The following is a 25,303-nucleotide window of genomic DNA, read 5'->3' on the forward strand; positions in this document are numbered from 1 at the left end:
TACGGGAACGGCCGGTTGAGCCCGTCGTGGCCCGGTGACCGGCGCGCCGTGGGTCACCCGCCTGCGTGCACCGGGTACTCCACCCGTCTTACGCTGCGCCCCATGCTGATCACACTGGCGTCGGCCGACGCTGCCCCGGGCAGGCGGTGACCATGGACTGGCTCACCAGACTTCCGGTGATCGGGCCCGTCGCGGCCTGGTTCTTCCGCACCCGGCTGTGGCACGTCTACCTGCACCTCGACGCCCGCAAATGGACCCGGCTCGCGGCCGCGCTGACCTTCACCAGCTTCCTCGCGCTGTTCCCGATACTCGCCGTCGGCGCCGCGATCGGCGCCGCCACCCTGACCCCGTCCCGGATGAAGACGGTGCAGGACTGGATGGCCGACCAAGTCCCGGGGATCTCCGACCAGTTGGACCTTCAGTCGCTGGTCGACAACGCGGGCACCGTCGGGGTCGTCGCCGGTGTGCTGCTGCTCGTCACGGGCGTCGGCTGGGCGGGCACGCTCCGCGAATGCCTGCGCGCCATGTGGGACCTGGAGGAGGACCCGGGCAACCCGGTCGTGCTGAAGCTCCGCGACCTCGGCGTGCTGGTCGGGCTCGGCGCGATCGGGCTGCTCTCCATGGCCGGTTCCACCTTCGCGGTCTCGGCGGTGAACTGGACGGCGAGCCGGATGGGCCTCGTCGAGGGCGGCGTCGGCACGGTGCTGCTCCGGCTCGCCGGGTACGCGGCCGCCGTCGCCGTCGACTTCGTGCTGCTGTGCTACGTGTTGACGCTGCTCCCCCGGGTCAGCCCGCCCCGGCGCGCGACGGTGTGGGCGGCGCTGATGGGCGCCGTCGGCTTCGAGCTGCTGAAGGCGCTGCTGGGCGGCTACCTCCAGGGCGTCGCCGCGAAGAACATGTACGGCGCCTTCGGCGTGCCGATCGCGCTGCTGCTGTGGATCAGCTTCATGGCCAAGCTGCTGCTGTTCTGCTCCGCCTGGACGGCCACCGAGCCGCTGCGCGGCGGCCGCACGGCCTCCGAACAGGCCGTCGCCGAGGAGGAGGCGGCATCGGCGGAGACGGAGACCGAGGCGGAGTCGGACGAGAACGCGGCGGCGCGGGCTCCTGATGCGGAGCCCGCGCCGGGGGCGACCGAGGCGGACGGGCCGCCGGGGAGAAAGGGCTGACGGTCAGTCGCGCGGGGTGCGGCGGCGGGAGCGGGCCAGGTCCGGGAGCGGCCAGCGGCGGTGCACGCCGTAGCCGACCACCGCGAGCAGCACCAGCGCGCCGCCCGTGACGCCGATGGCGATGCCGACGCCGCCGTCGGCGTCCCTCGGCTTCTGCTCCTTGGGCTCGCCCGCTCCCCCGGCCTGGCCCGCCGAGTGCGCGTGCTCGCCGGCGCTGCCCGGCTCCACGAGGTGGCCGACGGGGCGGACCTTGTCCGCCGCCTCGAAGCCCCAGTCGAAGAGCTTCGCGGTCTCCTTGTAGACCTCCAGGGACGCGTCCTTCTCGGGGTGCATGACGGTCACCAGCAGGACGCGGCCGTCGCGTTCGGCGACGCCGGTGAAGGTGCTTCCCGCGTTGGTGGTCGTGCCGTTCTTCACGCCGGCGATGCCCGGGTACGGGTCGAGGTCCAGGTCGCCGGTGAGCAGCCGGTTGGTGTTCTGGATCTCGAAGTACTCGCGTTCCTTCGGGCTGTTCTTGCCGTCGTCGCCGTTCTCCCCGCCCTCGTCGGCGCCCTTCTTCTTCTTCTTGAAATCGCCGGGGAACTTCGCCGTGGCCGTCGCCGCGTACTCCCGGAAGTCCTTCTTCTGCATGCCGGAACGCGCGAACAGCGTCAGGTCGTACGCCGAGGAGACCTGCCCCGGCTGGTCGTAGCCGTCCGGGCTGACGACGTGGGTGTCGTCCGCGTGCAGCTTCTCGGCCTGTGCGTTCATCTCCTCGACGGTCTTCTCGACGCCGCCGTTCATCGCGGCGAGGACGTGCACGGCGTCGTTGCCGGAGCGGAGGAACACGCCCCGCCACAGGTCGTGCACGCTGTAGCTCTGGCCCTCCTTCACGCCGACGAGGCTGCTGCCCTCGCCGACGTCCTTCAAGTCCTCGTGCGTGACCTTCCGCTCCGCCGACTTCGGGAACTTCGGCAGCACGGTGTCCGCGAAGAGCATCTTGAGCGTGCTGGCGGGGGCCAGCTTCCAGTGCGCGTTGTGCGAGGCCAGGACCTCGCCGGACTCGGCGTCCGAGACGATCCAGGAGCGGGCGCTCAGCTTCTTCGGCAGCTCCGGCGCCCCCTTCCGCGGGCTCACCTGCGTGCCGGGCAGGCCGAGTTGGCTGCCGCCGACCGTCGACATGCGGGCGGGCGGCTCGGCCTTCTTCTTCTCCTCCTTCCCGTCCGGCGGGTCGGCCGCCATCGCGGGCGCGGCGCCCAGCACGGGGACCAGCAGCACGGCGGCACCGGCGGCCGCCGCCGCGGTCCGAACACCGGCGCCACGGCGGGGAACAGGCAGGAGACGGGAGGCGCGCGAAGCACGAGAGGCACGAGAAGAAGTGGGCACGAATCGAACGTACAGCGCCATGGCCCCCAGCGGGACAGTGCGGGGGCCGCAAACCGGCCGCACGGTAACCCCTCCCGGCGACCCCGATCCCCCAACTAGCCATACTGAGGACCATGCACCGGACCTCCACAGCCGAGGGGCGCCGTCGGCCGTCCCCGCTCACGCTCAGCCGTCCCGTCTCCTGGTTCCTGCTCGCCTTCGGCGTGTGGTCCTGGTTCGTCTGGATCACGTTCGTCAAGAACCTGTTCAAGGACGGCAGCGGGCTCGCCTTCGACGACGCCGGGGACCCGACGGGCTACTTCTGGGTCCATCTGGTGCTGGCCATCACCTCCTTCCTGCTCGGCACCGCGATCGGGGTCATCGGACTGCGCGGACTGCGCGCGCTGCGCGGGGCCCGGGGCGACGACACGGAGAGTGATCCCGGCTCCGGCACCCGGGCCGGGTGACGACGCGCATGGGAGCGGTCTTCGCCCTGGTCGCCCTGCTGATGCTGGGCGTGATCGGCTGTGTGCACTGGTACTTGTGGAAGCGGCTCGTCCGGGACGTGTCCGTGCCCGGCGGGCCGTGGCGGCGTACGGGGACGGTACTGGCGGTGCTGCTGCCCGTCGTCGCCGTCGCCAACTTCGTGCTCTCGCGCGCGGGCGTGCCCTTCGGCGTCACCCAGGTCCTGGCCTGGCCCGGGTACCTGTGGCTGGCGCTGATGCTGTACCTCCTGCTCGCCCTCGTCGCGGGTGAACTGCTGCGCGGGGCGGCCCTGCTGTACGTGCGGAAGCGGCGCCGGGCGGGTGCCGGAGGGGACGCGGAGGCGGAGACCGAGGCCGGAGCAGGCGAGGGTGCCGGTGCGGGTTCCGCCGGGCACGTGCGGGACGTGGCGGGCGGTGACGACGGCGCGGTGGCCACGGTCACGGCCGAGGAGACCGCCGAGGCCGAGGAGGCCCCGGCCGGGAGCGGCGAGGCGCCGAAGCCGGCCGCCTCGCGGCGGGTGTTCCTCGCGCGGACGCTCGCGGTCGGCGCGGGCGTCGCCGGTGCGGGCACGGTCGGCGCGGGCGCGTACGGGGTGCTCAACGGGCCGACGCTGAAGCACGTCACCGTGCCGCTCACGAAGCTGCCGCGGGCCGCGCACGGGTACCGGATCGCGGTCGTCTCAGATGTGCACCTCGGGCCGATCCTGGGCCGGGCGCACACGCAGCGGATCGTCGACACGATCAACAGCGCGCAGCCGGACCTGGTCGCGATCGTCGGCGACCTCGTCGACGGCACCGTCGAGGATCTCGCGCCCGCGGCCGAGCCGCTGCGCGGACTCCGTTCGCGGCACGGCTCGTTCTTCGTCACCGGCAACCACGAGTACTTCGGCGACGCGGGCGAGTGGGTCGACCACGTCCGGGAGCTCGGGGTGCGGCCGCTGGAGAACGCGCGGCTGGAGATGCCGTACTTCGACCTGGCCGGGGTGAACGACGTCCAGGGCGAGGAGCAGGGCGAGGGGCCCGACTTCGGCAAGGCGCTCGGCGACCGGGACACCTCGCGCGCCTCGGTGCTGCTGGCGCACCAGCCGGTGCAGATCCACGAGGCCGTCGACCACGGCGTGGACCTCCAGCTCTCCGGGCACACCCACGGCGGCCAGTTGTGGCCGGGCGAGTACCTCGCGGGCCTGGCCAACCCCACCGTCGCGGGGCTGGAGCGGTACGGGGACACGCAGTTGTACGTGACGCGCGGCGCGGGCGCCTGGGGTCCGCCGGTGCGCGTGGGCGCGGAGTCGGACGTGACGCTCGTCCGGCTCGCCTCCCGGCAGACCTGACCGGCGCGCTCAGCGCGCGGTGTCGGTGAGCAGGCCGGTCAGGGCGTCCAGGGCCGCGGGGAAGGCGTGTTCGGGCGGGGCGCCGTAGCCGACGACGAGGGCCTGCACGTGCGGCCCGTCCGGGGCCGCGGCCGGGTGGCGGAACCCGGCGAGGCCCTCCAGCGCGATGCCGCGGCGGTCCGCCTCGGCCAGGACGGCGGACTCCTCGGCGCCGGGCGGGAGTTCGACGATGGCGTGCAGGCCCGCGGCGATGCCCGTCACCCTGGCCTGCGGAACGTGCCGTTCCAGCGCGGCGACGAGCCGGTCGCGGCGGCGCCGGTAGCGCTGGCGCATGGCCCGCACGTGCCGGTCGTAGCCGCCGGACTCCAGGAAGTCGGCCAGGGTGAGCTGGTCGAGGACGCCGGTGGTCCACTCGCCCGGGGCCTTCGCCGCCAGCGCCGGGCCGAGCAGGTGGGACGGCAGCACCGCCCAGGCCAGCCGGAGCGCGGGGAAGAGCGCCTTGCTGGCGGTGCCGCAGTACACGACGCGTTCGGAGTCGAGGCCCTGGAGCGCGCCGACCGGTTTGCGGTCGTAGCGGAACTCCCCGTCGTAGTCGTCCTCGACGACCAGCCCGTCCCCGCGCCGCGCCCAGTCCACGACGGCGGCCCTGCGGTCCGGGTGCAGCGGGACGCCGGTGGGGAACTGGTGGGCCGGGGTGAGCAGCACGGCCCGCACCCCGGCGGCCTCGGCCAGGCTTCCGGTGCGGGCGCCGTGCGCGTCGAGGGGCAGCGGACGGCTGCGCACGCCCGCGTCGGCCAACAGCCGGTGGTGGTACGGCAGTCCGTACGTCTCGACGGCCGCTTCGCCCGGCAGCACCCGGGCCAGGACGGTGAGGAGCTGCGCGAATCCCGCGCCGACCAGGATGCGTTCGGGGTCGGCGCGTACGCCGCGGGCGCGGGCGAGGTAGTCGGCCAGGGCGCGGCGCAGTCCGGGGCTTCCGCGCAGGTCGCCGTTGCGCAGGGCCTCGCTCGGCGCGGCCGCCAGGGCCCGCCGGGAGGCGGCGGCCCAGGCGGTACGCGGGAAGGCGGAGACGTCGGGTATCCCGGTGCGCAGGTCGTGCGCGGGCCGCACCGGCATCCGGGTGTGCGTCCGCAACGGGGCCTCCGGGCCGGACGGGGCGGGCCGGCCGGGCCGCGGGCCCGGGGGTTCGGCGCGGCGCGCGACGCGGGTGCCCGCGCCCCTGGCCGCGGTGAGCCTGCCCTCGGCGACGAGCTCGCTGTACGCCTCGGCCACCGTGTTGCGGGCGATCCCGAGATCGGCGGCCAGCTGGCGGGAGGAGGGCAGCCGGGTACCGGGCGCCAGCCGGCCGGTGCGGACGGCCTCGCGCAGGGCGCGGACGAGGGCGGTGCGGAGGCCGCCGGTGCGCGCGTCGAGGGCGCTCCCGAGGTCGAGGTGCAGGTCGTGGCCCGAACCGTGGCTCGGCTGCTGAGACTTGGCCCATTCTTCCGGCATGGGAATGGACCATATTCCCTGGGCTAAACCGGCCTAGTCTCGGGGCCATGACGACACATGCGACGACCCCGCGGATGAACATCTGGAAGACCGCCCCCGCCGTGTACGAGGGCATGTCCGCCTTTCAGCAGGCGGCGGCGAAGGGCCTGGACAAGGTCGTGGCCGAGCTGATCAAGATCCGTTGCTCGCAGATCAACAAGTGCGCCCACTGCCTCGACATGCACCTCACGGAGGCCCGCGACCAGGGCGAGTCCCAGCTGCGACTGGACCTCGTCGCCACCTGGCAGGAAGCCACGGGCATCTTCACCGAGCGGGAGCAGGCCGCGCTGGCGCTGGCCGAGGCGATCACGGTGCTCACCGACGGCTTCGTCCCCGACGAGGTCTTCGAGCGGGCCGCCGCGCACTTCGACGAGGCCGAACTCGCCCAGCTCATCGCGCAGATCGTGGCGATCAACGCGTGGAACCAGTTCAACGTCACCTGCCGCACCGTCCCGGCCGGCGTCCGCCGCGCGCTCCGCGAGCAGGCGTGACGGGCCGCGCCGCGGCGTTCCGGGCGCTGCACCACGGGCGGGCCGCGGGCGATCCGCTCGTCCTGCCCGGGCCGTGGGACGCGGCGAGCGCGCGGTCCTTCGTCCGCGCCGGGTTCCCCGCGCTGGCGACGCCCAGCCAGGGCATCGCGCTCGCCCTCGGGTACGAGGACGGGGAGACCCCGGCGGAGGAGATGTTCGCCGCCGTCGCCCGGATCGTCGCGGCGGTGGACGTACCCGTCACCGCCGACGTCGAGGACGGCTACGGGCTGCCGCCCCGGGAGCTGGTCGCCCGGCTGCGCGAGGCGGGCGCCGTCGGCTGCAACCTGGAGGACTCGGCCCGGGGCGCGGGCCGGGTGGACGCCGGGCGGCAGGCCGCGTGGCTGGCGGCGGTCCGGGAGGCGGCGGGCGACGGGCTGTTCGTCAACGCGCGGATCGACAGCTACCTGCGGCCGCCTCCCCCGGGCTCGCCCGGGCCGCTCGCGGACGCCGTCGAGCGGGCGCGGCGGTACGCGGCGGCGGGCGCCGACTGCGTCTACCCGATCAAGGCGCCGCCGGAGGACCTGCGGGCGATCGCCGACGCGGTGGACGTCCCGGTCAACGCCCTGTGCGCGCCGGAGCGTTCACCGGCGGACCTGGGCCGGGCCGGCGCCGCACGCGTCACCTTCGGCGGCGCCCTGGCCTTCCGCACCCTGGCCACAGTCGACGACCTGGCCCACGAACTCCGCACCCGATAGGGGCGCGGGGAACTGCGCGAACAGCCACGACGGCGTGGGCGGCCGTCAACGGCGGTGCGGGGGCAGCCCGTTGAACGCATCGGGCACCCCGCGCCGGGGCTGAGGCGCTGCGCTTGCCAGCCCTGCGCCTCAGCGCAGACCTCCCAAGCGGGGTGAGCCCGCGAAGCGGGGTGCCCCGAAAAGGGGCGCGGGGAACTGCGCGAAAAGCCCGGGCCGAAACGCACCCGCACCCCGCGACGTACCGCACGAGGAAAAGCGCAGCCCGAGAGGCCCCCTCACTCCCCGTCGAGCCCCCAGAGCCACATCTTCCAGGTGCCGCGGTTGTCCTCGACCCACTCCTTGGCCGCACCCTCCGGCGTGATCCCGTCGTCGGTGATGCGCTTGGCGACCTTGTTCTGGTCGTCCTCGCTCCACTGGAAGTTGCGCAGCATCTCCGCCGCGTCGCCACCGTTCTTGCTGAAGTCCGCGTTGAGGTACTTCTTCAGCTCGTCCTCGGGGTAGCCGCAGGTGACCTTCTTGACGTCCTCGCCCGCGCAGCCGTCGTAGTACGCCGGCAGCCGGACCTCGGTGAGTTCGACCTCGGCGCCGATCCAGTGCGGCTGCCACCAGTAGGCGAGGAACGGCTCGCGCTTGGCGGCCCGTTCGCGGATCTCCTTGAGCTGGGCCTTCTCGCTGCCCGCGTAGGACGGCTCGTAGTTGAGCCGGAGGTTGTCGATGAGTTCCTCGTCGTGGGTGAGGAACTCGCGGGAGCCCTCCAGGAGTTCACCCTTGCCGCTGCCGTCCTTGGCGAAGAGCTCCGCGTACCGGTTGAGCTTCTTCCAGTCCGTGATGTCCTTGTGCTCGGCGGCGAGGTAACTCGGCACGTACCAGCCCATCTTGCCGGTGATACCGAGCGAACCGGCGGGGACGACGGTGCCCTTCTTGTCGACCCAGGTGCGGCGCTCCTCCTTGCGGCCCCAGTCCTCCAGGATCGCGTCCGCCTTGCCGGTGCCGATCGCCTTCCACGCGTCGGCCTCGTCCATCTTCTTCAGCGTGACGTCGTACCCCAGCTCGTGCTCCAGGAGGTACTTGGCCACGGCCGCGTTGGCCTCGCCGCCCGCCCAGGTGGGGACGGTGAGCACGACGGATTTGTCCGCGCCGGAGCTCGCCTCACCCCCTCCGCAGGCGGTGAGCAGCAGGAGCGAGGTGGCGGCGAGGAAGGCCTTGCCCTTACGTATACGGAGTGTGCGCATGGCAGTGCTGACCTGTGGTTTCGCGAGAGTCGTGGGGGAGTGAGCACGATCTTAGACGACGGTTCTGTGGGCGGAGACCGAGAACCGGCCCCCCGGCGGACACACCGCGGGCCCGGAACGCCGGTGCGTTCCGGGCCCGTTGGCGAGGTGACGCCGGGTTACCCGAGGTGGGACGGGGTGCGGTGGCCGGCCGTCGGACCGGTCGTCACTTCTTCTTGTCCGGCATCCACTTCGACCAGGTGGACTTGTTCTCCTCGACCCACTTGGCCGCCGCCTCGTCGGTGTCCATCTTCTCGATGGTCATCCAGCGCACGACCTGGGTCTGGTCCTCGGTGGACCACTTGAACTTCTTGAGGAACTCGGCCGCGTCCCCGCCGTTCTTGGCGAAGTCGGCGTTCATGAACTTCGCCAGCTTCGTGTGCGGGTAGGCGCAGTCGACCTTCTCGGCGACGGCGTCACAGCCGGGGGTCCGCTTCGGCAGCTTCACCTCGACCATGTCGACCTGCTCGTTCAGCCACTGCGGCGTCCACCAGTAGGTGATGAACGGCTGCTTGGCCTTGTACTTCTTCTGGATCTCCTTGATCTGCGCGGCCTCACTGCCCGCGTAGACCGTCTTGAAGTTCAGACCCAGGTTCTTGATGATCGCGTCGTCGTAGGTGCTGTAGGAGGGCGAGCCCTCCAGCAGCTGGCCCTTGCCGCCGCTCTCCGGCGTCTTGAAGTCGTCCGCCAGCTTGTTCAGGCCCTTCCAGGTCAGCACCTCGGGGTGCTTCTCGGCGTAGTACCGGGGCACGAACCAGCCGATGTGCCCCGTCACGCCCATGGGGCCCTCGTACGTGACGGTCTTCTTCTCCTCGACGTACTTCTCTTCCTTCTTCGGTACGCCGCGCCAGTCCTCCATCAGCGCGTCGGCCTTGCCGGAGTTGAGCGCGTCGAAGGCGACGGGCTCGTCCATCTGCGTGGCCTTGACGCGGTAGCCGAGCTCCTTCTCCAGGATCTGCTTCGCCACCGCCGTGTTGGCCTCCGCGCCCGCCCAGGAGGCGGTCGGGAGCACGACGGTCTTGTCGCTTCCGCTGTAGTACGGGTCGGCCTTGCCGCAGGCGCTGAGGGTGGTCACCAGCGCCAGCGCGCCGGCGCCCGCCATCAGCGCCGTACGGCGGCGACGGGTGCTGCGGGGGGAGTGCATGGGTGCTTTCCTTTTGCCTCGGACGGTCCCTCGGACCGCGCCACGGATGGTCATCACGCTGCGGTCCCCCCTCACTTGCCGCTCTTGCCGGAACCGGCGGACTGCGTCAGCCGGTCCAGCATCAGGCCGAGGCAGACGATCGAGATGCCGGCGGTGAGACCGACACCCAGGTCGCTCTTCTGGAGCCCGTAGACCACGTCGTAACCGAGCGCGCCACCGCCCACGAGACCGCCGATGACGACGATCGCGAGGACCAGGACGACGCCCTGGTTGACCGCCAGCAGCAGCGAGCGGCGGGCCAGCGGCAGCTGCACCTGGCGCAGCTGCTGCCAGGTGGTCGAACCCAGCGAACGGGACGCCTCCATGGCGGCCGGGTCCACCGAGCGCAGACCCTGCGCGGTGATCCGGACGACGGCGGGCAGCGCGTACACCACGGCGGCCGCGATGGCGGCGGGACGGCCGACGCCGACGAGGGCGACGACCGGCACCAGGTACACGAACTGCGGCATCGTCTGCATCACGTCCAGCACCGGCCGGATGATCCGCATGAACCGCTCCGAGCGGGCCGCGACGGTACCGATGGCGACGCCGAGGATCAGCGTCAGCACCAGCGCGACGATGACCTGCGCCAGGGTGTCCATCGACTTGGGCCAGGTGCCCATGACGCCGATGACGCCGAGCGACAGCACGCCCGTCACGGCGGCGCGCCAGGAACCGGCGAGCCAGGCCAGGACGGCGACGAGCAGCAGCAGGCTCCACCACGGGGTGGCCTGGAGCGCGTCCCGCATCGGGTTGAGCACCCAGGTGGTCATGTTCGCGGCCCAGACGTCCGTGCCGCCGACGACGGGGACGCCGGAGCCGACGTGGTCGGTGATCCAGCCCATGCCCTTGGTGATCGGCGAGGAGATCCGCACCGTCCACTCGGAGGGCCAGAAGCGCTGCCCCGCGATCGGGCCGCTCAGGTACGCGACGACGCCGAGCACGACGAGCCCGGTCCACGCGGGCCAGCCGCGGAGCCTGGAGAGCGGGCCCGGGTCGGCGGAGCCGTTCTTCAGCGCGGCCGGGGACTCCAGCTGCTCACCGGCGGCGGCCGTGGCGCGGTCGAGCCAGATGGCGATCAGGACGATCGCGACGCCCGCGATCAGCGACATGCCGAAGTTGTCCTTGGACAGGCCCTGGTAGACCTTGTCGCCCAGACCGCCCGCGCCGATCATCGACGCGAGGACGACCATGCCCAGCGCCATCATGATCGTCTGGTTCAGGCCGAGCAGCATCTCCTTGCGGGCCAGCGGCAGCCGGGCCGTCCGCAGCCGCTGCCAGGGCGTGGCGCCCAGCGAGGCCGAGGCCTCCAGCGCGGCCGGGTTGGCGTTGCGCAGGCCGAGCGAGGTGAGCCGGGCCATCGGCGGAGCCGCGTAGATGACCGTGGCGACGAGCGCGGCCGGGGAGCCGATGCCGAACAGCAGCACCAGCGGCAGCAGGTACGCGAAGGCCGGCATGACCTGCATGGTGTCGAACACCGGGCGCAGGATGCGGTCGCCCCGTTCGGACAGTCCGGCGATCATGCCGAGGAGCAGTCCGACGACGGCGGCGACGGCCACGGCGACGATCATCAGCGAGAGCGTCGCCATCGCGTAGTCCCACAGGTTCAGCACGCCGCACACCGCGAAGGTGCCGACGGTGATCCCGGCGACGCGCAGCGACCGGCGGTGCAGCCCGCCGCCCGCGACGTACCAGGACAGCAGCGTCGCCAGGCCGGTGACGCCGATCCAGCCGATGGTCGACAGCACCATGTAGATGTTGTCGACGAGCGCCTCGGCCGAGTTGCTGATGTGCAGCAGGAAGTACAGGAACAGCCAGTGCTGGTCACGCTGGTCGGTGAGCCAGTTGCTGACCTCGTCCAGCGGGGTCTTCACGTCGTAGACGAGCCCGCTCGGCCAGGCGCCGTTGCCGGTGACGACGGCGCTGACCACGACCACCAGCAGCGCGGCCAGGAAGATCGGCAGCTTGCCGGTGACCAGCCGGGTCGCCAGACGCGAGGGCTCGTCGCCGGAGGGGGCGCCGCCGGACGGTCCCGCCGGGGACGTCGCGGGCTTGCCGGACTCGACCGCGGGCGCGGACTTCGCCGCGGGCGCGGTGTCGGGGGTGGCGGTGCTCATGCGGAAGCCACCTCTTCCTCCTCCGGCTGCTCCTCGGCGGACTTCGCGGACTGCGCCGGAACCTCGGCCTTGGCCTCGGACTCGGCGTCCTTCGCCGCGTCCTTCTCCTCCGGGCCGTCCACGCCGGCGACGACGCCGAGCAGCTGCTGACCGTCGACGATGCCGACGGTGCGGCCGTTCTCGACGACGCGGGCGTGCTCGCCGCTGCGCGCGACGGCCTCGACGGCGTCGGCGACGACGGTGTTCGGCTTCAGCGCGATGCCGGTCTCCGCCTCGCCCGGCTCGGCCGGACGCATCGCGCGGCGCACGGAGATGACCTGCTCGCGCGGGATGTCACGGACGAAGTCGCGGACGTAGTCGTTCGCGGGCGAGGCGACGATCTCCTCGGGGGTGCCGCACTGCACGACCTCGCCGCCGCGCATCAGCGCGATCCGGTCGCCGAGGCGCAGGGCCTCGCTGAGGTCGTGGGTGATGAAGATCATCGTCCGGCCCTCTTCCTCGTGCAGCCGGACGACCTCCTCCTGCATGTCCCGGCGGATCAGCGGGTCGAGGGCGCTGAAGGGCTCGTCGAAGAGCAGCACCTCGGGGTCGACGGCCAGGGCGCGGGCGAGGCCGACGCGCTGCTGCTGGCCACCGGAGAGCTGGCCGGGGCGGCGCTGGCCGAGACCGGCGAGGCCGACCTTCTCCAGCATCTCCCGCGCCTTGGTGCGGCGTTCGGCCCGCGGCATGCCCTGGATCTCCAGGCCGTAGGCGATGTTGTCGAGAACGGTGCGGTGCGGCAGCAGGCCGAAGTTCTGGAACACCATGGCGGCCCGGCGGCGGCGCAGCTCACGCAGCCGCTTGCGGTCCATGCCTATGACGTCCTCGCCGTCGATCTCCAGCGTGCCGGAGGTCGGCTCGATCAGCCGCGTCAGGCAGCGCACCAGCGTCGACTTGCCGGAGCCGGAGAGGCCCATGACGACGAAGACCTCGCCCTTGCGGACGTCGAAGGAGACGTCGCGGACGGCGGCCGTGTTGCCGGTGGCCTTGGTCAGCTCGGGGCCGGAGAGTGCTTCCAGTTCCTTGTTGCCCGGGACCTTGTGGGCCTTCGGACCGAAGACCTTCCACAGGTTGCGGACGGAGAACACCGGGGTGCCCTCCGCCTCCTGGCCCTTGGTGGTGTCGGCGGACTTCTCGGCACTCGTCACGGCGTCGGCTGCCTTCGCGGTGGTTGCGGTCTGCTCGGACTCGTTCTGCTGCGCGGTGGTGGCGGCCTCTTCGGCCTGCGCCGCGCTCTTGGGGGTCTCGGACATCACGCAACACCCCCCTGGGTAGTGGACTCGGCGGGCCGGATGAGATCGACCGCCTTCTCGCCCAGCATCAGCACGCCGATCATCGGGTTCACGGCGGGCATCGTCGGGAAGACGGAGGCGTCCGCGATGCGGATGCCCTTCAGCCCGCGCAGGCGCAGCTCGGGGTCGACGACGGCGAGTTCGTCCTCCTCGGCGCCCATCCTGCAGGTGCCCGCGGGGTGGTAGACGGTGTGCGCGACCTTGCGGGCGTACTCGCTGATCTCCTCGTCGGAGGTGACCTCGGGACCCGGCGCGACCTCACGCTTGATCCACTTGGCGAAGGGCTCGGCCTGCGCGATCTTCCGGGCGATCTTGATGCCGTCGACGAGCGTCTGCCCGTCGTAGTCGCCCTCGTCCTCGAAGTACTTGAAGTCCAGCGCGGGCTTGACCTCGGGGTCGGCGGAGGTCAGGTAAACCCGGCCGCGGCTGCGGGACTTGGGGATGTTCGGGGTCATCGACACGCCGTGCGGGGGCCGTTCGTAGCCCAGTCGCTCGGGGTTGTCGGTGAAGGGGATCTGGTAGAAGTGGAACATCAGGTCGGGGCCCGCGTGTTCGGGGTCCCGCTTGACGAACAGACCCGCGTCGGAGTCCATCGCGGAGTTGCCCGGCAGCTCGTCCGTCTCCCAGACGATGACCGACTCGGGGTGGTCGATGAGGTTCTCGCCGACACCCGGCAGGTCCTGCACGACCGGAATCCCCAGCGCCGACAGGTCCTTCGCGGGACCGATGCCGGAGTGCATCAGCAGGCGGGGCGTGTCCACGGCACCGGCGCAGACCAGCACCTCGCGGCCGGCCTCCAGCAGCTCCTCGGTGCCGTCCTTGCGGCGGATGTGCACACCGGTGACGGTCTTGCCGTCCGCGCCGCCGAACTCCAGCTTGTACGCCCAGGTCTCCAGCAGGATGTCGAGGTTCGGGCGGTCACCGGCCTCGATGTGCGGGTGCAGGTACGCGACGGAGGCGGAGGAACGCTTGTTGTTCTCCGGGTGGTAGGAGAGGTCGAAGAAGCCGACGCCCTCGTCGAACGGCTTGTCGTTGAAGCCGACGACCTCGGGGACGTCCAGCGCGTCCTTCGTGGCCTCGATCCAGTCCGTGGCGATCTGGTTCTGGTCCTTCTTCGCCACGCGCACGATGTTGTTGCGCAGCTTGTGGAAGTACGGGTCCATCTCGGACGCGCCCCAGCCGGTGGCCCCGTTGGCCTCCCACTCGTCCCAGTCGGACGGCAGCGGCTTGAAGGAGATCAGGGTGTTGTGCGACGAGCAGCCGCCGAGCACCTTGGCGCGGCTGTGCCGGATGTGGCTGTTGCCGCGGGGCTGCTCGGTCGTCGGGTAGTCGTAGTCGAGCTCGCCGCCGAGCAGACCGAGCCAGCGGCGCAGGGTCAGCACCTCGGGACGGTCGATGTCGGAGGGGCCGCCCTCGATCACGGCGACGCGGATTCCGGGGTCCTCGGTGAGCCGGGACGCGATGACCGACCCGGCCGTGCCACCACCAACGATGACGTAGTCGTAAGCACTCATGGGGATGTTGCTCCTCGGGGTTTTCGCTCAAGCACTCGCGCGGGGACGCGAGTCGGGGATGCTTGATCTCTTCTCGATGTGTCGTGCGGGTCGTGCGGGTCGTGCGCTGTGGCGCGGGTCAGCCCGCGAACCAGCGGACCGGCTCGGGCCGCAGGTTCTCGTACACGTGCTTGGTCTCGCGGTACTCGGCCAGGCCGTGCGGGCCCAGCTCGCGGCCGATGCCGGACTTGCCGAACCCGCCCCACTCGGCCTGCGGCAGGTAGGGGTGGAAGTCGTTGATCCAGATCGTGCCGTGGCGCAGCCGGGAGGCGACGCGGCGGGCGCGCGCGGTGTCGGCGGAGAAGACGCCGCCGGCCAGGCCGTACTCGGTGTCGTTCGCGAGGGCGACGGCCTCGTCCTCGGTCGTGAACGTCTCGACCGTGAGGATCGGACCGAAGGTCTCCTCGCGGATCACCGTCATGTCGCGGTGGCAGTTGTCCAGCACGGTCGGCAGGTAGAAGTAGCCGCTCTCCGGACGGACGTCGGACGGCTCGGGCCGCGCGCCGCCGCAGACCAGGGTCGCGCCCTGCTCGACGGCACCGGCCACGTACTTCTCGGTCTTCGCCAGCTGCGGGGCGGAGACCAGCGGGCCGCACTCGACGCCTTCCTCGGTGCCGCGGCCGAGGCGGATCTTCCGCGCGCGGGAGGCGAGTTCGGCGACGAAGCGGTCCTTGACGGACTCCTCGACGATGAGCCGCGAACCGGCGGAGCAGACCTGGCCGCTGTGGATGAACGCGGCGTTCAGGGCCTGGTCGACGGCGAGGTCGAAGCCCTCCTCGGTCGCGCAGATGTCGGCGAAGACCACGTTGGGGTTCTTGCCGCCCAGCTCCAGCGCGACCTTCTTGGCCTGCGCGACGGCCGCCTGGCCGACCTTCGTGCCGGAGACGAGGCCACCGGTGAAGGAGACGAGGTCGACGTCGGGGTGGGTGCCGAAGCGGGCACCGACCGGGTCGCCCGCGCCGGTCACGATGTTCGCGACACCGGCCGGGACACCGGCCTCGACGATCAGCTTGACCAGGTGGATCGTGGTCATCGGCGTGACCTCGCTGGGCTTGATCACGAAGGTGTTGCCCGCGGCGAGCGCCGGCGCGATCTTCCAGCTGGCCTGGAGCAGCGGGTAGTTCCAGGGCGTGATCATCGCGCACACGCCGACGGGCTCGTGCACGACGACGCTGTGCACGTCGGCGCTGCCCGCGTCCACGACCCGGCCGCCGGACTCGTTGGTGACGAGGTCGGCGAAGTACCGGAAGGCGGAGGTGACGTCGTCGACGTCGACCCGGCCCTCCTCGACGGTCTTGCCCGCGTCGCGGGACTCCATCAGGGCGATCTCCTCGCGGTCCCGCTGGAGGAGGTCGGCGACCTTGCGCAGCACGGCGACGCGCTCGGCCGTCGTGGTACGCGGCCACTCACCCTCGTCGAAGGCCCGGCGCGCGGCGGCGATCGCCGCGTCGGTGTCCGCCGCGTCACCCTCGGCGACGACGGCGAGAGTGGTGGCGTCGGCCGGGTCGAGGATTTCCCGCGTGCCGCCGGCGGTGGCCGTCCGCCACACGCCGTCTACATGAATGCTCTCGATTACGGACACCTTGGGTACTGCCTTCCATTACCGAAATGTTCCTTGCGGTCCCACCGGGGGACACAGCAACTGACGTCCCTGCCCCGTCTTCGCGATTGCATGTCTGTAGGTGGCGAATAAGTGGCCTTCCTCACTGCAACCGCTTCTGTCAACGGCGCAAAACAGGGATGAAGAGGTCCATACCGGACCTGATGTACGGCCAAACACGGCCCGTCACCCGCCTCTCGGCGCGCGGAACGGGTGGCGGCGTGCGGACGCGCGGGAGGCATCGGCGCCTCGGTTTTACGGACACGGGGTGTACGTACAAGCGCGGGGGCACGTGTGCAAGGGGTTGCGGGAGAGTTACCCGGGGTTGTTCCGCGTGGCGGGGGCCGACGAGGGTGGACGTGCGGGCCGGACGTGCGGGCCGGAAGGGGCACCCGTACCGTGATCGAGGAATACGACCCGTAACGCACCGAATGTCCGGAGGTGGTCCGGAGTCATGCGGATTCAGCACAGGGGGCGTGGAGGGGGCCGGCGGTACGGCGCGGCAGGCACCCTCGGCATCGCGGCCGTCGCCGTGGCCATGACCGCGCCGCCCACGGCCGCGGCCGCCACCCCGGCGGCGCCGCCCGGCCCGTCGACGGCGAGCGGGGACCTCGACGGGCTCTCCGCGGCCGAGATCGCCGACCGCGCCCGCGCCCAGGCCGGGTCCATGCAGTCGGTGCGGCTGACGATGCGCTCCCCCGGCATGACGCTCCACCTCGCGCTCGACGAGAAGGGCACCTGCGCGGGCAAGGCCGCCCTGGGCTCGGGCAAGAAGAACGGCGGCAGCGGCGCGCAGGGCACCGTCACCTTCGTCAAGCACGGCAGGACGGTGTGGCTCAAGCCCGACAGCGCCTTCTGGAAGAGCCAGATCGGCGGCGAACGCGGCGCCTCCGTGGCCGACTTCGTCGACGGCCGCTACATCAAGGGCACCACGGCCGACGGCCTGATGAACGGCATGGCCGCCACCTGTGACTTGAAGACCCTGCGCCGCAGCATGACCGACGCCTCCGGCTCCGAGCCCGGCGCACAGGGCGACCCCGGTTCCCGGAAGCCCGGCGAGTGGCAGCGCGGCGAGACCCAGGAGGTGCACGGGACACCGGCCGTCGAGGTCAGCCGCAGCGTGCCCGAGGGCCGGGTCAGCGTGCTGGTCGCCGACGAGGGCAAGCCGTACCCGCTGAAGCTGACCCGCTCCGCCGAGGCCGGCCAGGACGAGCTCGAACTGGACGACTTCAACAGGCCCGTCAGCGCCGGCACCCCACCCGCCGCGCAGACGATCGGCGTCACGGAACTGGAGCAGGCCCTCAAGGCCCCGCCGGCCGAGAGCGTCTGACGCGAGGCCCCAACCGCCCGCGCACACCCGGGAGTTGGACACACCACGGGCCCGTGCGCTCCGTCCCCGCCCGGAAGGCGGAGGAGCGTACGGGCCCGTGGACGCGTCGCGTCAGACCGCTCAGATGAGGCCGAGGCCGCGGACGGCGTCGCGCTCCTCGACGAGTTCCTGGACGGAGGCGTCGATGCGGGTGCGGGAGAACTCGTTGATCTCCAGGCCCTGGACGATCTCGTACTTCCCGTCCTTCGTGGTGACCGGGAAGGAGGAGATGATGCCCTCGGGCACGCCGTAGGAGCCGTCCGAGGGGATGCCCATGGAGGTCCAGTTGCCCTCCTCGGTGCCGTTGACCCAGGTGTGGACGTGGTCGATGGCGGCGTTCGCGGCGGAGGCGGCCGAGGAGGCGCCACGGGCCTCGATGATCGCGGCACCGCGCTTGGCGACGGTCGGGATGAACTCGTCGGCCAGCCACTTCTCGTCGTTCACGGCCTCGGCGGCGTTCTTGCCCGCGACCTCGGCGTGGAAGATGTCGGGGTACTGGGTGGCCGAGTGGTTGCCCCAGATCGTCAGCTTCTTGATGTCCGAGACCTGGCTGCCGGTCTTCTTCGCCAGCTGGGTCAGCGCGCGGTTGTGGTCGAGGCGCGTCATGGCGGTGAAGCGCTCGGCGGGCACGTCCGGGGCCGACGCCTGGGCGATCAGGGCGTTGGTGTTGGCCGGGTTGCCGACGACCAGGATCTTGACGTCGTCCGCCGCGTGGTCGTTGATGGCCTTGCCCTGCGGCTTGAAGATGCCGCCGTTGGCCTCCAGCAGGTCGCCGCGCTCCATGCCCTTCGTCCGCGGCCGGGCACCGACGAGCAGACCGACGTTGGCGCCGTCGAAGGCGACGTTCGGGTCGTCGGAGATCTCGATGTTGCGCAGCAGCGGGAAGGCGCAGTCGTCGAGCTCCATGGCGGTGCCCTCGGCGGCCTTCAGGGCCGGGGTGATCTCCAGCAGGCGGAGATTGACCGGCACATCCGCGCCGAGCAGCTGGCCGGAGGCGATGCGGAAGAGCAGTGCGTAGCCGATCTGACCGGCCGCGCCGGTGACGGTGACGTTGACGGGAGTGCGGGTCATGGCGGTCTCCGTAATACCTGACGTTGGCTAGAGGGTCGCCCGCGCCGGCGGAGCGGTGGCTCCGCGCCACGGGGCGGCCCTGCCCTTGTGTGAAGTCTCTCTACATCAAGAGACCCCGCGTCAGGCTATCCGACGCACCTCGGACGTGGGCAGCCGCCCGCTCCAGGAGGGGGAGAGCGGGCGGCTGCCGGGTGCGGTGCCGCGCACCCGTGGGGGGTACCTGGCCTTCGCCTGCCCCGGATTCGCCCCGCCATGCCTCCGTAAGTCCCGAGGTCTCCCGGACGAGGGACGACGGGGATACGGGGCTGACGTCACGCGCCGCCGTCGAAGCAGGTGCGTTCGCCGCCGTCGGCCGGGAGATGGCAGACGGTGACGTCCCGCGGGTCGCGCACCGCGACCATGGGGCTGGTCCCCCAGTACTCCGTCTCGTACTGCTCGGCGATCCGGAGCTTCTGCGTCCGGACGCCGGGGGCCGAGACCTCGAACACGTCGCCGACCTCGTGGCCCCAGGTCCGCACCCAACTCGCCCCGCACCGCTTCCCGTAGCGCAGGTCGACGCGCAGGCCCTCGCGGGGCCGGGTGGTGACGACGCTGCGCGGGTCGATGCCGCAGTGCATCAACTCCGGTGACTCGCCCGTGCACTTGGCGCCCCGGCAGCCCGGCGCGATCCCCTCCTCCGCCTCGCCCTCCCCCGGCCAGAACACCAGCGCCCCCGCCACGGCCGCCGCGCACACCACCGCGCCGACGGCCGAGGCCAGCACCACGGCCCGGCGCCGGCCGCGACGGGGCGGTTCCGGCGGATCCTCGGACGGCGACGGGACCTCGGACGCCTCCGCCGCCTGCTCCGTGGCCGCCCCCGAAGTCCCCGCCGCCGGCCGGGTGTCGAGCGTCGTCGTGCCGTGCTGCCGGGTGTGCTCGCCCGCTCCCTGCCGGGCCGCCCGGCCGCTCCAGTCGAGTTCGGCCAGTTCCCACAGCGCGAGGCAGCGGCCCGGCGGTTCGCCCGCGATCCGGCAGAGCGACTCGACGGCGTCCCGCGGCGGAAGCTTCTTGCCGTTCAGATACCGCTCCCAGGACGACTTGCTGTACGTCGTCCGGCCCGCGAGGGCGACCAGGCTGAGCCCGGTGCGCCCGCGCAGCTCCCGCAGCGCCGCCACCAGTCGGGCGCCCTCGGGGGACTGTTCGGGCGTGCTCATCGGCGCAGCACCTTCCAGGTGTCGGGCCCGACCTTGCCGTCGTCGGGGATGCCGGCGTCCGACTGGAGCCGCTTGACGGCCCGTTCGGTGCCGTTCCGGTAGACGCCGTCTATCGCGCCCGGCTGGTAGCCCGCCGCGCGCAGCAGGCACTGCGCCTCGACGACGTCCCAGGTGGTGCTGTTGTACTCCATCAACGCCGTGCGGGTGACGCTGTGTCCGGCGTAGGTGCGCCCGTCGTGGCGCTGGATGTCGCACCGGTACGTCGTCCCCGGCTCCCAGACGTACGGGCCCTCGTGCGCCGTGATGCGCGGGTCCCGCTCGGCCTCGTCCGACCAGGGCGCGAGGGCGAGGAGTAACCCGGCGGCACCCAGCACCGCCACGGCACCCGCGCCGACGGCGATCAGCCGGGCACGGGTCCACCGCCGGCCGCCGTCGTCCCCCGTACCGTCCAACACGTCCTCGGAACCCGGGACTTCGGGTTCGGGAAGGGCCGGGTCGGCCGGCGGTGCGGACTCGCGGGCCGCCTCGCAGACCTCGTGCAGGGCGAGGAGGCGGGTCGGGTCGGCGCCCGCCACCCGGGCCAGCTCCTCCACGGCCCCGCGCGGTGGCAGGGTCTTGGCGTTCAGATACCGCTCCCAGGACGACTTGCTGTACGTCGTCTTCGCCGCCAGCGCGGCGAGGCTCAGCCCACTGTGGTCCTTCATTCTTCGCAGATGCACGACCAGTTGCCGGACCCGGTGATCGACCGTGTCCGGCAGCTCTTTCCAACGCGGCATGTTCCACCCCATACGCGTGTGGTTTGCGAGGCGCGCAGGCGCCTGCCGTCGTCACCGACAGCGCCTCGATTCTCCATGCTTGCGCACGAGTTGGGGCATCCGCAGCGTTCCGGCCAACCGCCCCGTCCCCGCGCCGCCTCTCCCCCGCGCGCGTCCCCGCAGGTCGGGGGCGGGGACGTCCCAGGCGGGCCGGTGTCCGGGGGCCGCGCTGGCGCCGGGCGCACTCCGGGGCGCATGGTCGGTGGCGGGGACGGCGCGGTCCACCCCGCGCCGTCCCCGCTCCCGTACCGCGCACACGACGACGGCCCGCCCTCCCCGGGGGAGAGGACGGGCCGCACGCACAGGGCCCGCGCGGTACGGGCGCCCGCGCTAGCGCACGAAGAAGTGCATGATGTCGTCGAGGAACGGGATGCTGATCACCGGCTTCGGCTGCGCCATCAGCGCCAGCATCGTGATCATGAAACCGAGGATGCCGTACGTCAGCATGTCCGTGAACCGCGAGCGCACGGCCAGCATGCCGACGGACACCAGCGCCCAGCGCAGCACCGCGCCGCCCAGCAGCGACAGCCCGATGATCAGCAGCCCGGCGCGGAACGCGCCGATGGTGACCAGCAGGCCGATCAGCACCCCGCAGCACACCGCCAGCAGCGGCCACTGCCGGTACGGCGCCGGGTAGTCGGCGCCCATCGCGCGCCCGCCGCCCTCGGGGCGCGCGGTGTCCCGCGTGAACGTGGGGAACCGGCGCGACTTGCGCACACCGGCCGAGGCGCTGTCCGCGGCGCGGCTGATCGCGCCCCGGATACGCTCCGTGCCCTTCTCTCCGCCCATGTCGGCGAATCCCTTTCCTGGTCGCGCTGTGCGTCTCGCCCGGTGCGCCCCGCGGCCCGGCCCCGGGGCGCTCGCCGGGGGCGTCAGCCCGCGGTGATGCCCGCGGCGCGCTCGGCGGCCTCGACGACGTTCACCAGCAGCTGGGCCCGGGTCATCGGGCCGACGCCGCCGGGGTTGGGCGACAGCCAGGCCGCGACGTCCCGCACCCGCGGGTGCACATCGCCGACGATCTTGCCGTTCTCGTCGCGGCTGACGCCGACGTCGAGCACGGCCGCGCCCGGCTTGACGTCCTCCGGCTTGACCAGGTGTGGGACACCGGCGGCGGCGACGACGATGTCCGCCTGGCGCAGCATCTCCGGGAGGTTGCGGGTGCCGGTGTGGCACTGGGTCACGGTGGCGTTCTCGCTGCGGCGGGTCAGCAGCAGCGGCAGCGGACGGCCGATGGTGACGCCCCGGCCGACGACGACCACGTGCGCGCCCTTGATCTCCACGCCGTGCCGGCGGAGCAGCGTGACGACGCCCTGCGGGGTGCAGGGCAGCGGCGCGGGCTCGTTGAGCACCAGACGGCCGAGATTGGTGGGGTGCAGGCCGTCCGCGTCCTTCGACGGGTCCATCAGTTCCAGGACGCGGTTGGTGTCGATGCCCTTCGGCAGCGGCAGCTGGACGATGTAACCCGTGCAGGACGGGTCCTCGTTCAGCTCGCGCACGACGGCCTCGATCTCCTCCTGCGTGGCCGTGGCCGGCAGTTCGCGCTGGATCGAGTGGATGCCGATCTGCTCGCTGTCGCGGTGCTTGCCCGCGACGTACTTCTGGCTGCCGACGTCGTCACCGACGAGCAGCGTGCCGAGACCGGGCGTGCTCCCCCTCTCCTTGAGCGCGGCGACACGCTCCCTCAGGTCGGACTTGATCGCTGCTGCGGTGGCCTTGCCATCGAGAATCTGGGCCGTCATGCGGTCATTCTCGCGGATGCGGGCGCGTGGTCTCCAATCCGTCCGGCCGTCACGGGCTCCTCACGTCCGCCGTTGTGGGGGTGCGCCGCGGCTCAGTACGCTGCGTGGCGTGTTCAGCGTGATCGTGGTGCCTGACAACTGCGGGGGCCCGGACGGGCAGTTCCGCCTCGAACCGGGCGAAACCCTCCGTTTCGGACGTGTGGCCACGACCGGGACGTCCCGGACAACGCTCACCATCCCGCACCCCGGAATCTCCCGCGCCGCGGGCGAGATCACCGCCACCGGCGCGTTCTGGACGGTCACCAACCTCAGCCGCCGGCAGACGTACGTGATCGAGAACCCGGAGGGCGCGGGCGAGCACATCAAGGTGGCGCCCGGCCGCGCCGAAGCGCCCGTCCCCTTCGAGTTCTCCCGGATGGTCCTGCCCGCCGGCGGGGACCTGCTCGGCTTCGACGTCTGGGCGCCGCGCCACGACTACCTGGAGGGCCCGGACATCGGCGGCGAGGCCACCGCGCTGCCGTTCCCGCTCGACCGGGGCAAGAAGTACTTCCTCGTCCTGGCCGCGCTCTGCGAACCCCGCCTGCGCGGCGACCCGTACGCGCCGCTGCCCACCGTCGAGCAGCTCATCGAGCGGCTCCGGCCGCAGTGGCCCGCCGCCAACCGGGCCGCCGTGTACTGGAACATCGACTACCTCGCCGTCAAACTCCGGCTCAAGCCACCGCCGGAGGAGGCGGGAGCGGCCGGTTCGGGGCAGCGGCTGAACGGCAAGAAGGAGGCCCTGGTCTCCCTCGCGCTCCGCTTTGACCTGGTACGGGAGGAGCAACTGTCCGTACTGGAGGGACAGTTGTGATGACCACCGCAGGCGGGAGGCGGTCCGGATGAGCCACGCGGCGGGCGGCCCCGCCACCGACGGCTTCGCCGTACGCGTCCCGCACGGCTACCGGGTGGGCCCCTGGGAGGTGCGGCAGCCGCTCGCCTCGGGCGCGTTCGGCAGCGTGTACGAGGCGGTCCGCGTGCCCGGCGCGGGCCGTGAGGACGTACCGGACGTCGCCGCGCTGAAGTTCCTCGCCACCGGCACCCGCACCCCGCGCCAGCTCCGGCACCTGCGCGACCTCGCCGAGCGGGAACTCCAGCTGCACCGGACGCTCCGGCGCCCGCGCCTGATCCGCATGTTCGAGGCCCTGACCGTCGACGACGCGGCCTCGCCCGAGCTCGACGGCTCCACCGTCCTGGTCCTGGAACGCGCCGAGACCTCCCTGGACCGGCTGCTCGCCGCCTCCCCCGCGCCCGCCGCCGGACCGGCGCTGCTGGCGCAGATCTGCGAGGGGCTGGCCCAACTGCACACCGCGGGCTGGGTGCACGGCGACCTCAAGCCCAGCAACGTCCTGCTCATGCCGGACGGCGGCGCGCGCCTCGGCGACTTCAACCTCGCCTCCGAACTGGAGGGCACCCACGCGTACGCGCCCGCCTTCGCCACCCCCGACTACACCCCGCCCGAACTCCTCTGGTCCGAGATCGACGAGCGCGGCCAGCGCATCCGGACGACGGCGGACATCTGGGCGTTCGGCGTCCTCGCCCACCTCGTCCTGACCGGCTCGCTGCCCTGGCCGGGCGGCACCCCCTCGGCCCGCCGCGACGCCGCGCTGCGCTACGCGCGCGGCACCGACGCGCTCCGCCTCTCCCCCGAACTGCCCGACGCCTGGCAGCAGATCGTCACCGACTGCCTGGCGCCCGCGCACGCGCCGAGGGCCGCGCACGAGGCGACGCGGCTGCTGGAACGCCTCCGCCCGCTCGCCGGCGAGGACGGCCCCGACCCCGGGCACCTCGCCGCGCTCCGCACCCTTACCGCCGCCGGGCCCGGCACCGACGACGCGCCCACCCAGCCCCCTTCGGCCACCCCGGCCACTCCCGCCGCTCCGTCCGCCCCGTCCGAGGACACCGCGCCCCCGCCCGCCCGCCCGCACCGGCGGCGGAACGTCCTGGTGGCCGGGGCCGCCGCTGCCGCCGTGCTCGCCGGGGCGCTCGGCTATGTCGCGGGCGAGAGACCGGCGGCCCTGTTCGGTCCTGAAGGGCGCGAGGGCGGCAACAGCGCGGGCACGACGGGCGGTCCGGCGGAGAAGGGCCGCGGCGGGCCGCGCTACGGCGCCGCGGAACTCCGCGTGGACGCGGGCGTACCCGTCCGCTACCGCAAGCTCATCGTCGACTCCGCACACTCCTGCCTCGAACCGGACGTCACCCCGGCGCTGATCGCCGCGCTCCTGAAGACGGAGAGCGGCTTCGACCCGCACCTGAGCGATCCCGGCACCGGCCGGAGCGGCGAGTACGGCATCGCCCGCTGGTCCCCGCACGTGCTGCTCCACTACCTCGACGAGAAGGACCGTCCCGCGAACGGCGGTCCGCCGAAACCGCCGTTCCCGCCCGAGGTCTCGATCCCGGCCGTCGGCCGCTACCTGTGCCAGATCGCGCCGCGCCTGCGGCCCGGACTCGACGGCGACCCGCGCGTCCTGATCGCCGCCTCGTACCGCACATCGGCGACGACCGTGAACCGGGAGGGGGGAGTTCCGGACCGGCACCGCGGCTACGCGGACCGCATCGAGCGGCACCTCAAGGAGTACACCCCCGCCGGGGCCCGGTGACCCTATACATCTTCAGGTTCCGCGCGGGCCCGTCCTCGGCGAGAGTGAACATCGGCGGGGCACCCCTCTCCACCGAGGCGGTGCCCGGCCGTACCGCCCGCCGGAGCACCTCCCGGCGGGCACGCACAACAACACCCATACAGAAACTCCCGGCACCAGCCACACAGTTCCGGCGGGCCGTCCCGAACAGGACACCACCGGACGGCCGGTGCCGACGAGGGGCAGCCCCGGGGAAGCACGGGGGACACGGGGGAACGGGGGCCCCGGTCACGGGCTGCCGCTGCCAAGGCCCGCACCGGTCACCGACCGGTCGCGGGCCTCGGCGCGTCCGGGGGCCTGACGGC

At 72.4% G+C, this 25,303-nt stretch carries 21 protein-coding genes; 8 read left to right on the forward strand and 13 right to left on the reverse strand.

Translation table 11 applies throughout. The annotated features are described in order from the left end of the window. Positions 1–152 precede the first annotated feature (152 nt). Complete coding sequence (locus HCC30_RS05930) at positions 153–1,166, forward strand: YihY/virulence factor BrkB family protein (RefSeq protein ID WP_169441072.1); 1,014 nt, start codon at positions 153–155, stop codon at positions 1,164–1,166. A gap of 3 nt (positions 1,167–1,169) precedes the next feature. On the opposite strand, the gene HCC30_RS05935 is transcribed toward HCC30_RS05930, so the two are convergent. Further along, positions 1,170–2,552: a D-alanyl-D-alanine carboxypeptidase gene (locus HCC30_RS05935; RefSeq protein ID WP_169441073.1), complete on the reverse strand. Its 1,383-nt coding sequence runs from the start codon at positions 2,550–2,552 to the stop codon at positions 1,170–1,172. Positions 2,553–2,644: 92 nt separating this feature from the next. On the opposite strand from HCC30_RS05935, the gene HCC30_RS05940 reads away from it, so the two are divergent. Together HCC30_RS05940 and HCC30_RS05945 are read left to right on the forward strand one after the other, a co-directional pair. Next, a complete protein-coding gene (locus HCC30_RS05940) occupies positions 2,645–2,977 on the forward strand; it encodes a hypothetical protein (RefSeq protein WP_169441074.1) in 333 nt (110 codons plus the stop codon). An 8-nt stretch (positions 2,978–2,985) separates the two neighbouring features. Then, positions 2,986–4,326 carry a metallophosphoesterase gene (locus HCC30_RS05945; protein WP_169441075.1) on the forward strand — a complete coding sequence of 447 codons (1,341 nt, stop codon included), beginning with the start codon at positions 2,986–2,988 and terminating at the stop codon, positions 4,324–4,326. 9 nt (positions 4,327–4,335) lie between these two features. On the opposite strand, the gene HCC30_RS05950 is transcribed toward HCC30_RS05945, so the two are convergent. Beyond that, positions 4,336–5,817: a PLP-dependent aminotransferase family protein gene (locus tag HCC30_RS05950; RefSeq protein WP_169441076.1), complete on the reverse strand. Its 1,482-nt coding sequence runs from the start codon at positions 5,815–5,817 to the stop codon at positions 4,336–4,338. 47 nt (positions 5,818–5,864) lie between these two features. Here HCC30_RS05950 and HCC30_RS05955 point away from each other — a divergent pair, with 47 nt between their 5' ends. Together HCC30_RS05955 and HCC30_RS05960 are read left to right on the forward strand one after the other, a co-directional pair. Beyond that, entirely contained in the window at positions 5,865–6,347 is a 483-nt protein-coding gene (locus HCC30_RS05955; RefSeq protein ID WP_240979335.1) for a carboxymuconolactone decarboxylase family protein, read from the forward strand. Beyond that, on the forward strand, positions 6,344–7,081 hold the full coding sequence (locus HCC30_RS05960) for an isocitrate lyase/phosphoenolpyruvate mutase family protein (protein ID WP_169441078.1): 738 nt from the start codon (positions 6,344–6,346) through the stop codon (positions 7,079–7,081). The genes HCC30_RS05955 and HCC30_RS05960 overlap by 4 nt, the downstream gene beginning before the upstream one ends. A gap of 275 nt (positions 7,082–7,356) precedes the next feature. Here the strand turns inward: HCC30_RS05960 and HCC30_RS05965 are convergent, their stop codons facing one another. The 6 genes from HCC30_RS05965 to HCC30_RS05990 form a co-directional block, all read right to left on the reverse strand. Then, complete coding sequence (locus HCC30_RS05965; RefSeq protein WP_169441080.1) at positions 7,357–8,313, reverse strand: glycine betaine ABC transporter substrate-binding protein; 957 nt, start codon at positions 8,311–8,313, stop codon at positions 7,357–7,359. Positions 8,314–8,518: 205 nt separating this feature from the next. After that, positions 8,519–9,496 carry an ABC transporter substrate-binding protein gene (locus tag HCC30_RS05970; protein ID WP_169441082.1) on the reverse strand — a complete coding sequence of 326 codons (978 nt, stop codon included), beginning with the start codon at positions 9,494–9,496 and terminating at the stop codon, positions 8,519–8,521. Between the two features lie 71 nt (positions 9,497–9,567). Then, positions 9,568–11,652 carry an ABC transporter permease subunit gene (locus HCC30_RS05975; RefSeq protein WP_169441084.1) on the reverse strand — a complete coding sequence of 695 codons (2,085 nt, stop codon included), beginning with the start codon at positions 11,650–11,652 and terminating at the stop codon, positions 9,568–9,570. Continuing rightward, a complete protein-coding gene (locus HCC30_RS05980) occupies positions 11,649–12,944 on the reverse strand; it encodes a glycine betaine/L-proline ABC transporter ATP-binding protein (protein ID WP_169441086.1) in 1,296 nt (431 codons plus the stop codon). Before HCC30_RS05980 ends, HCC30_RS05975 begins: the two co-directional genes overlap by 4 nt. Further along, complete coding sequence (locus HCC30_RS05985; RefSeq protein WP_169441088.1) at positions 12,944–14,497, reverse strand: GMC oxidoreductase; 1,554 nt, start codon at positions 14,495–14,497, stop codon at positions 12,944–12,946. Before HCC30_RS05985 ends, HCC30_RS05980 begins: the two co-directional genes overlap by 1 nt. Positions 14,498–14,615: 118 nt before the next feature. Further along, a complete protein-coding gene (locus HCC30_RS05990) occupies positions 14,616–16,118 on the reverse strand; it encodes an aldehyde dehydrogenase family protein (RefSeq protein ID WP_169441090.1) in 1,503 nt (500 codons plus the stop codon). A 472-nt stretch (positions 16,119–16,590) separates the two neighbouring features. Here HCC30_RS05990 and HCC30_RS05995 point away from each other — a divergent pair, with 472 nt between their 5' ends. Continuing rightward, positions 16,591–17,466 (forward strand): hypothetical protein, encoded by an 876-nt coding sequence (locus HCC30_RS05995; RefSeq protein ID WP_169441092.1) that lies wholly within the window; start codon positions 16,591–16,593, stop codon positions 17,464–17,466. A 120-nt stretch (positions 17,467–17,586) separates the two neighbouring features. On the opposite strand, the gene HCC30_RS06000 is transcribed toward HCC30_RS05995, so the two are convergent. The 5 genes from HCC30_RS06000 to HCC30_RS06020 form a co-directional block, all read right to left on the reverse strand. Further along, positions 17,587–18,576, reverse strand: a complete 990-nt coding sequence (locus tag HCC30_RS06000; protein ID WP_169441094.1) for a malate dehydrogenase — start codon at positions 18,574–18,576, stop codon at positions 17,587–17,589. 311 nt (positions 18,577–18,887) lie between these two features. Beyond that, positions 18,888–19,769: an XRE family transcriptional regulator gene (locus HCC30_RS06005; RefSeq protein WP_169441097.1), complete on the reverse strand. Its 882-nt coding sequence runs from the start codon at positions 19,767–19,769 to the stop codon at positions 18,888–18,890. Continuing rightward, a complete protein-coding gene (locus HCC30_RS06010; RefSeq protein ID WP_346776507.1) occupies positions 19,766–20,557 on the reverse strand; it encodes a peptidoglycan-binding protein in 792 nt (263 codons plus the stop codon). The genes HCC30_RS06005 and HCC30_RS06010 overlap by 4 nt, the downstream gene beginning before the upstream one ends. A 357-nt stretch (positions 20,558–20,914) precedes the next feature. Next, complete coding sequence (locus HCC30_RS06015) at positions 20,915–21,373, reverse strand: DUF3017 domain-containing protein (RefSeq protein WP_206323382.1); 459 nt, start codon at positions 21,371–21,373, stop codon at positions 20,915–20,917. Between the two features lie 83 nt (positions 21,374–21,456). Then, positions 21,457–22,323, reverse strand: coding sequence for a bifunctional methylenetetrahydrofolate dehydrogenase/methenyltetrahydrofolate cyclohydrolase (locus tag HCC30_RS06020; protein WP_169441101.1), 867 nt, complete (start codon positions 22,321–22,323; stop codon positions 21,457–21,459). A gap of 109 nt (positions 22,324–22,432) precedes the next feature. On the opposite strand from HCC30_RS06020, the gene HCC30_RS06025 reads away from it, so the two are divergent. Then, the gene (locus tag HCC30_RS06025) at positions 22,433–23,173 is read left to right on the forward strand and encodes an FHA domain-containing protein (RefSeq protein ID WP_169441103.1); all 741 of its coding nucleotides are present in this window, start codon (positions 22,433–22,435) and stop codon (positions 23,171–23,173) included. 28 nt (positions 23,174–23,201) lie between these two features. Further along, the gene (locus HCC30_RS06030; RefSeq protein ID WP_169441105.1) at positions 23,202–24,959 is read left to right on the forward strand and encodes a protein kinase; all 1,758 of its coding nucleotides are present in this window, start codon (positions 23,202–23,204) and stop codon (positions 24,957–24,959) included. Positions 24,960–25,303: the final 344 nt, after the last annotated feature.

It is taken from the genome of Streptomyces sp. HNM0574 (assembly GCF_012726235.1).
Taxonomy (GTDB): Bacteria; Actinomycetota; Actinomycetes; order Streptomycetales; family Streptomycetaceae; genus Streptomyces.

Bases quoted from the DNA above. Each gene is read 5' to 3' on its own strand.
- HCC30_RS05955 (WP_240979335.1), top strand. From the start codon at position 5,865: ATGACGACACATGCGACGACCCCGCGGATGAACATCTGGAAGACCGCC.
- HCC30_RS05950 (WP_169441076.1), bottom strand. From the start codon at position 5,817: ATGCCGGAAGAATGGGCCAAGTCTCAGCAGCCGAGCCACGGTTCGGGC.
- HCC30_RS05965 (WP_169441080.1), bottom strand. From the start codon at position 8,313: ATGCGCACACTCCGTATACGTAAGGGCAAGGCCTTCCTCGCCGCCACC.
- HCC30_RS06010 (WP_346776507.1), bottom strand. From the start codon at position 20,557: ATGGGGTGGAACATGCCGCGTTGGAAAGAGCTGCCGGACACGGTCGAT.
- HCC30_RS05985 (WP_169441088.1), bottom strand. From the start codon at position 14,497: ATGAGTGCTTACGACTACGTCATCGTTGGTGGTGGCACGGCCGGGTCG.
- HCC30_RS05980 (WP_169441086.1), bottom strand. From the start codon at position 12,944: ATGTCCGAGACCCCCAAGAGCGCGGCGCAGGCCGAAGAGGCCGCCACC.
- HCC30_RS06015 (WP_206323382.1), bottom strand. From the start codon at position 21,373: ATGGGCGGAGAGAAGGGCACGGAGCGTATCCGGGGCGCGATCAGCCGC.
- HCC30_RS05970 (WP_169441082.1), bottom strand. From the start codon at position 9,496: ATGCACTCCCCCCGCAGCACCCGTCGCCGCCGTACGGCGCTGATGGCG.
- HCC30_RS05975 (WP_169441084.1), bottom strand. From the start codon at position 11,652: ATGAGCACCGCCACCCCCGACACCGCGCCCGCGGCGAAGTCCGCGCCC.
- HCC30_RS05930 (WP_169441072.1), top strand. From the start codon at position 153: ATGGACTGGCTCACCAGACTTCCGGTGATCGGGCCCGTCGCGGCCTGG.
- HCC30_RS05935 (WP_169441073.1), bottom strand. From the start codon at position 2,552: ATGGCGCTGTACGTTCGATTCGTGCCCACTTCTTCTCGTGCCTCTCGT.
- HCC30_RS06000 (WP_169441094.1), bottom strand. From the start codon at position 18,576: ATGACCCGCACTCCCGTCAACGTCACCGTCACCGGCGCGGCCGGTCAG.
- HCC30_RS06030 (WP_169441105.1), top strand. From the start codon at position 23,202: ATGAGCCACGCGGCGGGCGGCCCCGCCACCGACGGCTTCGCCGTACGC.
- HCC30_RS06005 (WP_169441097.1), bottom strand. From the start codon at position 19,769: ATGAGCACGCCCGAACAGTCCCCCGAGGGCGCCCGACTGGTGGCGGCG.
- HCC30_RS05940 (WP_169441074.1), top strand. From the start codon at position 2,645: ATGCACCGGACCTCCACAGCCGAGGGGCGCCGTCGGCCGTCCCCGCTC.
- HCC30_RS06020 (WP_169441101.1), bottom strand. From the start codon at position 22,323: ATGACGGCCCAGATTCTCGATGGCAAGGCCACCGCAGCAGCGATCAAG.
- HCC30_RS05945 (WP_169441075.1), top strand. From the start codon at position 2,986: ATGGGAGCGGTCTTCGCCCTGGTCGCCCTGCTGATGCTGGGCGTGATC.
- HCC30_RS05995 (WP_169441092.1), top strand. From the start codon at position 16,591: ATGCGGATTCAGCACAGGGGGCGTGGAGGGGGCCGGCGGTACGGCGCG.